The sequence below is a fragment of the Pseudomaricurvus sp. genome, from assembly GCF_965662505.1.
In the GTDB taxonomy this organism is placed as follows: domain Bacteria; phylum Pseudomonadota; class Gammaproteobacteria; order Pseudomonadales; family Cellvibrionaceae; genus Pseudomaricurvus.
In genome coordinates, this window is sequence record NZ_CBFIHX010000006.1 from 51,570 (window position 1) to 58,503 (window position 6,934).

7 protein-coding genes are annotated in these 6,934 nt (G+C 50.3%); 5 read left to right on the forward strand and 2 right to left on the reverse strand.

Annotated elements, in window-relative coordinates; translation table 11 throughout:
• Window positions 1-6: 6 nt before the first annotated feature.
• The 3 genes from ACTG33_RS01650 to ACTG33_RS01660 all read left to right on the forward strand — a co-directional run bounded on the left by ACTG33_RS01650 (window position 7) and on the right by ACTG33_RS01660 (window position 3,479).
• Complete coding sequence (locus tag ACTG33_RS01650; protein WP_439133427.1) at window positions 7-1,308, forward strand: hypothetical protein; 1,302 nt, start codon at window positions 7-9, stop codon at window positions 1,306-1,308.
• 162 nt (window positions 1,309-1,470) lie between these two features.
• A complete protein-coding gene (locus ACTG33_RS01655) occupies window positions 1,471-2,559 on the forward strand; it encodes an ABC transporter substrate-binding protein (protein WP_439133428.1) in 1,089 nt (362 codons plus the stop codon).
• 263 nt (window positions 2,560-2,822) lie between these two features.
• Window positions 2,823-3,479: an outer membrane protein gene (locus ACTG33_RS01660; RefSeq protein ID WP_439133429.1), complete on the forward strand. Its 657-nt coding sequence runs from the start codon at window positions 2,823-2,825 to the stop codon at window positions 3,477-3,479.
• A 116-nt stretch (window positions 3,480-3,595) separates the two neighbouring features.
• Here ACTG33_RS01660 and ACTG33_RS01665 read toward each other — a convergent pair whose 3' ends face one another.
• Together ACTG33_RS01665 and ACTG33_RS01670 are read right to left on the reverse strand one after the other, a co-directional pair.
• A complete protein-coding gene (locus ACTG33_RS01665) occupies window positions 3,596-4,024 on the reverse strand; it encodes an acyl-CoA thioesterase (RefSeq protein ID WP_439133430.1) in 429 nt (142 codons plus the stop codon).
• Window positions 4,025-4,069: 45 nt separating this feature from the next.
• Window positions 4,070-5,224 carry an iron-containing alcohol dehydrogenase gene (locus ACTG33_RS01670; RefSeq protein ID WP_439133431.1) on the reverse strand — a complete coding sequence of 385 codons (1,155 nt, stop codon included), beginning with the start codon at window positions 5,222-5,224 and terminating at the stop codon, window positions 4,070-4,072.
• Between the two features lie 240 nt (window positions 5,225-5,464).
• Here ACTG33_RS01670 and ACTG33_RS01675 point away from each other — a divergent pair, with 240 nt between their 5' ends.
• Both ACTG33_RS01675 and ACTG33_RS01680 read left to right on the forward strand, forming a co-directional pair.
• Complete coding sequence (locus ACTG33_RS01675; RefSeq protein ID WP_439133432.1) at window positions 5,465-6,373, forward strand: LysR family transcriptional regulator; 909 nt, start codon at window positions 5,465-5,467, stop codon at window positions 6,371-6,373.
• Window positions 6,374-6,446: 73 nt separating this feature from the next.
• The coding region (locus tag ACTG33_RS01680; RefSeq protein ID WP_439133433.1) for an HpcH/HpaI aldolase/citrate lyase family protein at window positions 6,447-6,934 on the forward strand (488 nt) is incomplete at its 3' end.

The window sequence follows — 6,934 nt, forward strand, 5'->3', positions numbered from 1 at the left end:
TAGGCAGTGAAGGTACAAGCCAAAGCCGCTGTTTTCGGGTGTTTGTTCGCTGCGTTATGCAGCCATTCGGCTTTGTCCGATGACGAAACGGTTGCATTGCTGAAGCAGGAAATCGAACTACTCAAAGCACGTCTGGAGGTTCTGGAGCAGCGTAACAGCTCCATGCCTGCAGTCGAGTCTCTGGATTTGACTGCCGTCTCGGTTCCGCAGCGCAGTGCTGCGGAATCTGCTCTGGAGCAATCCACCTCACAGGAAAAGCCCGAGGAAACAAGTCCCGGTGTGGAAGTGGGGGGCGCACTCAGGTTTAACGTGGTGTATCGCGACGACGTGGAGGCTTCAGAGGGTAAACGAGGTGAAAGCGGCCTTGATGTCTTCAGGCTTAACATTGATGGTGAGCTGAACAACTTTCTTATCTCTGCCGAATACCGCTTTTATTCCTACATGAACACCATCCATCACGGCTGGATTGGTTACGAATTTGAAGATGAAAGCCAAATTCAATTCGGTATCAGTCAAGTACCTTTCGGTATTCTTCCTTATGCATCCCACAATGCCTGGTATGGCGTGCCTTATTACGTAGGGCTTGCTGACGATTATGATATGGGTGTGAAATATCTGCGCCAGGACGGACCCTGGAGCACACATCTGGCGTTTTATAAAAACGAAGAGCTGAATGATGCCAGTAATCCAGACAGGTATTCCTACGACTTGGTGCGTGAAGGCGATCAGCAAAATGAAGAAGTCAATCAGGTCAATGCACGCTTTGCTTATACCTTCGGGCTGGGCAGCAGCTGTGAAACGGAATTAGGCGCTTCGGTCGAGGCGGGTCAGATATACAATAGCGCAACCGATGAGCGCGGTGAGCGCAGTGCCGCCGCGGTGCATATGGATAGCCGTTGTGGACGCTGGAATGTGCAGCTGCAGGGCGGCACCTATCAATACGACCCTGAAGATCCGGTGGGTGTGGATGATCAGGTCGTCCGGCTCGGTGCGTTTGCAGGCACTTATGACATTGCAAGTGACGCCGATATTTGGGTGGCCAACCTGGCTTACAACTTTTCTTCCCCGTGGAAACAAATCGACAGCATAACCTGCTACAACGATTATTCACGTCTCAATAAAGACCTGGATGGTGCCAGTGATTCGCAAATCAATACCCTGGGTTGTGCAATTGGCAGCGGGCCATTGTTTACCTATATCGATTATATTTTGGCGAAAAACATGCCGTTCTTTGGTGGTGGATCCTTGGGTTATGGCGGAGATGACGATTGGGAAAGTCGTCTCAATATTAATATCGGATACTATTGATAACCCCCCCAAACCTATTGGTCAAACACGGAAAGCTATTAGTAAAACACCAAAACCTATTGGTCAAACACTGAAAGCTATTGGTCAAACTCTGAGAGCAACGGGTAAGGCCTGAGAAACTCGTATGGGGCAAATCAAACATTCACAATACTGGACAGATCAATGAGACCATTATTTTCTGCGGCAGTCCTTTTGGTCACGCTGATGTTTCAGCCTACAAGCTGGGCTCAACAAACTTTAAATGTCGTGTCCTGGGATGGCGCCTACGTCAAAAGCCAGATTCTGGGTTTTATTCGTCCCTATGAAGATGAGACGGGCAATAGGGTGAATGTGATCCAGTATACGGGCGGCATTGATGAGATTCGTCAGCAGGTGCGTTCGTGGAATGTCAGCTGGGACGTGGTGGATCTGGAATTGTTTGACGCCATCAGAGCCTGTAACGAGGGCCTTCTTGAACCTGTACCGGTGAACTTGCTTCCGCCAGCTCCAGATGGGACTCCGGCCAGTGAAGATTTCTACGATCTGAGTCATACACGTTGCGGAGTAGGTAATGTCGTGGGCTCGACGGTAGTGAGTTACCGTAAAGATCAGTTCGAAACGGCTCCGGCTCAATTGGAGGATTTTTTTGATACCCGTCGCTTTCCCGGTCGTCGGGGATTGCGTAAGTCACCTATAGGTAATTTGGAATGGGCCCTCATTGCCGACGGTGTAGAGCCCGATAAGGTTTATGAAGTTCTGTCTACTGCAGCCGGCCTGGATCGGGCATTTTCCGTTCTTGATCGTCTTAAGCCCCATGTGGACTGGTGGGAAACGGGTCAGCAGGCAGTGCATTTTCTGGAGTCAGGGCGTGTATCAATGAGTTCTGTGTACAGCGGTCGGGTAGCCGCCGCTGAGGAAAGAGGTCAGCCATTAGCAATCTTGTGGGATCACCAGGTTTGGTATTACGACGTTTGGGGTGTTCTCAAAAACGGCCGCAACGCCGATTTAGCGCATAAGTTTGTTCGTTACGCGACCACGACGCAAAGCCTGGCGGCCCAGGCTAAGTACATCCCTTATGGGCCTATGCGTAAATCCTCGATGCCATTGCTGGATAGAGAATTGAGAGAACGTTTGCCGACCTCAAAAGCACATCTTGAATCTGCAGTGGAGTTGGATGCGAATTGGTGGTCAAAAAATATGGACGCCATTGCTCCGCGATTCGAGCGCTGGCTGACTCGTCCGGTGATGGTGCCGAAAAACCTGCCTCGCTGAAAAGTGGTGCAACGCTATTTTTTAGAAAATCCATTGATCTATGAATCCGCTGCTATACTTTTTGTCATTACAGTAGCTAAGTTATACGCACTAAAGTCATAAAGCGCATTAATGAATCTGTTGTGATACTGCATAGCTCGGTTGTAATAATGCATAGCTCTGGTGAACAGTCGTCTCTAGGATTGCTTTCTACAGAGTTTTTTACTCAAGATCTGTGTTGCGATAAGAGATCGAAGGTTATTTAAGGTTATAGGAGAGATACGATGTTAAAGCGGAGTGCGGTGATTGCTGCTGTCTGCTGCGCTGCTTTGGGGTTCAGCTTGGGGGCTCAGGCTGGAGATCGAGCAGGGCACTGGGAGACAACAGTTCAATTGTTCAACACCTCGTCAGAAAATGTCAAAGGAGATAATGAATCATCCGTTGATATTGATGGCGATATTGGTTTCGGCGTCGGTGTTGCTTACAACATGAGCAACTCTTTGGCGTTTGGGTTTGATTTTAGTTATACCAATCCAGACTACAAAGCCGTCTTCAATACAGATCAAGCCGGAGTTGTATCGGTTGATCATGATATGGATGTTTATACTGGGCAGTTCAGTGCTACCTGGAACTTGATGGACGGTCCGTTTACACCATTTTTCCGTGGTGGCATTGGCTGGACGTATGTGGACTCCAATGTGTCCGATGGTCCCCCAGTTACTGGCTGTTGGTGGGATCCGTGGTATGGCTACATTTGTCAGAATTATTATGACTCTTACGACGATACCAGTTTTTCATACAGCGTCGGTGCAGGTCTCCGTTATGAGTTTGATAACGGAATGTTCCTGAAAGGCAGCGTGAATCATATCGAGATCGATGCCGATAAAGGGTTTGATCCAGGTATTAATTCCGCATTGTTTGAGTTGGGTTGGATGTTGTAACGCATTTGGTTTGGTATGAAAAAAGCCCGAGAGATATCGAGTCTCTCGGGCTTTTTTGTGTCAGGCTGTTTGTTTAGTTGCGACCACAGCCTTCAATTCAGTGAATAGCTCTTAATCTAGTCGGACAGCTTTTCTAGTGCCGCGCGAAGCTGATCTGGAATTGGTGTGGGGCGTTGTGAGTCGCGCTTGACGAAAACGTGGGTGAAGGTGCCTGTAGCGCAGGCTTGGTCTTCGCCTTCTTTAAAGATACCAATCCCGTATTCCACGGAGCTGTTACCCAATCGGTTCACTCGCAAAGCCCCTTCAATTTTCTCTGGATAGGCAATGGCGCTGTGGTAATTGCATTGTGAATTCACCACAAAACCAATGGTATCGCCATCGTGTATGTCCAGACCACCTTGCTCAATCAGGTAGGTATTAGCAACCGTATCGAAGTAGGAGTAGTAGGTCACGTTGTTCACGTGGCCGTAGAGATCGTTGTCCATCCAGCGGGTGGTGATGGGTAGAAAGAAGCCGTAATCGCTGCGGCTTGAAATATCGCTCATGTGTTATTCCTGGTTATTTGTCCGGTTTGTTTGCTAGAAGGCTGATCAGAACGCGGCCTGGTAGATACTCAAGGCGTCGCTTTCGGAGACTTCCCGGGGGTTATTGATGAGCAGGCGTTGCTGCAGCATGGCGTCAGATGCCAGAGTTTCCAGCGACTCTTCGGTGACACCGGCTTCTTTCAGTGTTGCCGGTAAGCCCACGGTTTTGATCAGGTCTTCCAGGTACTGAACCAGTGCATCGGTTTTCTCGCTGTCGCTATTCAGGTTGCTGCCAGGAAGCAGAACGTCGCACAGCTCTGCGTACAGTGCTGCAGCAGCAGAGGCGTTGAAGCGCAGAACGTGGGGCAATACCAGAGAATTGCTCAATCCGTGAGGAATGTGGAAGTGACCACCCAGAGGATAGGCCAGGGCGTGCACCGCCGCGACAGGAGCGTTGGCGAAGGCTTGTCCCGCCATGCAGGCGCCCAGTAGCATGTTTTGGCGGGCTTCGAGGTTACTGCCGTCCTGCACTGCTGTGACGATATTGTCACCCATCAGACGAAGCGCTTCTTTGGCGAGCATGTCGGAATAGGGGTTCTTTTTGTGTGCACTGGTGTAGGCCTCAATGGCATGCACCATCGCATCAATCCCGGTGGCTGCTGTTACGTGTGGAGGCAATCCGAGAGTCAGCTCGGCATCCAGCAAAGCTACATCCGGCAACAGTACAGGGGAGACGACGCCTGCTTTGGTGGTTTCACCGGTGGTAATAATGGCGACGGCGGTTACTTCAGAGCCCGTGCCGGCGGTGGTTGGAATCAATATCAGCGGCAGCCGTTTGCCTTTCACCTGATCGACGCCGTAGATATCGCTTAATTGCTCGTCGGAATTAGCCAGCAATGCAATCAGTTTGGCGGTATCCATGGAGCTGCCTCCGCCGAAACCAATCACGCCGTCGGCGTTATGGTGTTTAGCAACCTCCAGAGCTGCGTGGACGATAGATTCTGGTGGGTCGGCAATGACATCAGCATAAATGGCGTGTTTAAGAGGGCTGGCTTCGATTACGCTTTCCAGCTTGCCCAATAATCCTGCACCGACAATGCCTTGATCAGTGACGATTAGGGGGCGTTGAATCCCCAGGTTTTGGCAGTGGGTTGCAAGAGCCTGAAGGCTACCGGCTTCGTTAATCAGGGTTTTGGTGGTAGTAAAGCTGAAGCTATTCATAGTGTGTTCTCAGGTTGTTCTAACCGTATGGTGCGATGGTGTTGGTGCATCGCTGATTACAGACTGGCCACATTGTGCCAAGTAGCAAAATATATGAAAAATTTATATTGAAAATACTGCTATCATTTGAGTGAATACGCCTGTCGTACATTCATTCGAGTTTCAGGGAGCGAATGTACCAATGGAAATTTTTATCAATGGAAAGTGTAACAAGGGTAAATACCCCAAAAGCGAAAAGCCATGTCTCTGCAATCGTTTGATCTCAATTTATTAAAGACCTTCGACAGCCTGATGGAAACTCGAAGTGTGTCGTTAACCGCTCAGCAGCTGTCACTGACGCAGCCAGCTGTGAGTAACGCGCTGGCGCGCTTGCGACGTCTGCTGGATGATCCGCTGCTGGTACGTACCAAATATGGTATGGAGCCTACGGAGCGGGCGCTTTCGTTGAAAACACCGGTTAAGGAAGGCTTACGCCAGCTGGAGGGAGCCATTCAGCCAACCAGTGCTTTTGATCCTCTGACCAGTAACCGGCGGTTTACCATTGCGGCTCCAGACTTTATCGCTGTGAAGCTGCTGAGTCGGTTAATGCAGCGATGGAAAGAAACAGCGCCACAAGTGACCATTAATGCTCGACATTTAGGTCCTGACACCCCGGAAAAGGGGTTGGAGCAGGGGGCGGTGGATTTGGCGGTCGGACGCTTTCTGGATGTCCCTTCACGCTTTAATCGTCAATCCTTGCGCACAGAGAGTCTGGTTTGCCTGCTGGCTTCTGATCAGGCTCAAGGAAAGGCATCTCTGTCGCTGGAGGAATTCCTGGCGTTGCAATTTGTCTGGGTGAGTAACAGTGGCCGACGGGGGATGGTAGATCACTGGCTGGATCGGCAAAATGTGCAGCGTGAGATTTCCTTGGTGGTCAGTACCTATACCTCAGGAGCGATGCTTGTGGCTGAAAGCCAGTACGGTTTGGTGATCGCGGGCAGCTATGCGGAGTATTTCAGTCAGCGATTGCCGCTGAGTGTGTTGCCGTTAGAGTTTGATCCGGGACAGTTCAGCATTGATATGTTGTGGCATCCGTTTACGGAAGGAGATATGGCTCTGCGTTGGCTCAGAAGTGAAATTCTATGGGCTGCAAGCGCCGATGAAAGCTAGAAGTTACTTTAAGTTGTCGCTTATCGTTACTTGAAGAAGTGTTTGTAATTTATTGAATTTAATAGGAAAAGATATGGTTTTACGTCCTCGTCGTTCAGTGCTTTATATGCCAGGTTCCAACAGTCGTGCACTGGAGAAAGCCAAGGGTTTGTCGGCCGATGCGCTGGTGCTGGATTTGGAGGATGCGGTTGCACCCGATCAGAAAATCGCCGCCAGGGCTCAGGTTGTAGAGGCTGTTAAGGCCGGTGGTTACGGTTATCGGGAAATGGTGATTCGGGTAAATGGCCTGGATACCCAGTGGGCTGAGGAAGACATTCTTGCGGTGGCTACGGCTCCTGTTGCTGCGATTTGCGTGCCTAAAGTGGAGTCTCCTGAGCAGGTTCAGCGAGTTGTTGATCTGCTGGATAAGGGGGGTGCACCAGAGTCGGTCACCGTTTGGGCAATGATCGAGACTCCAAAGGGAGTTGTGAATGTGCAGGCGATTGCTGCCGCACATCCGCGTCTGAGCTTGCTGATGATGGGGACTTCCGATCTGGCCAAAGAGATGCGTGTGCCGCATAC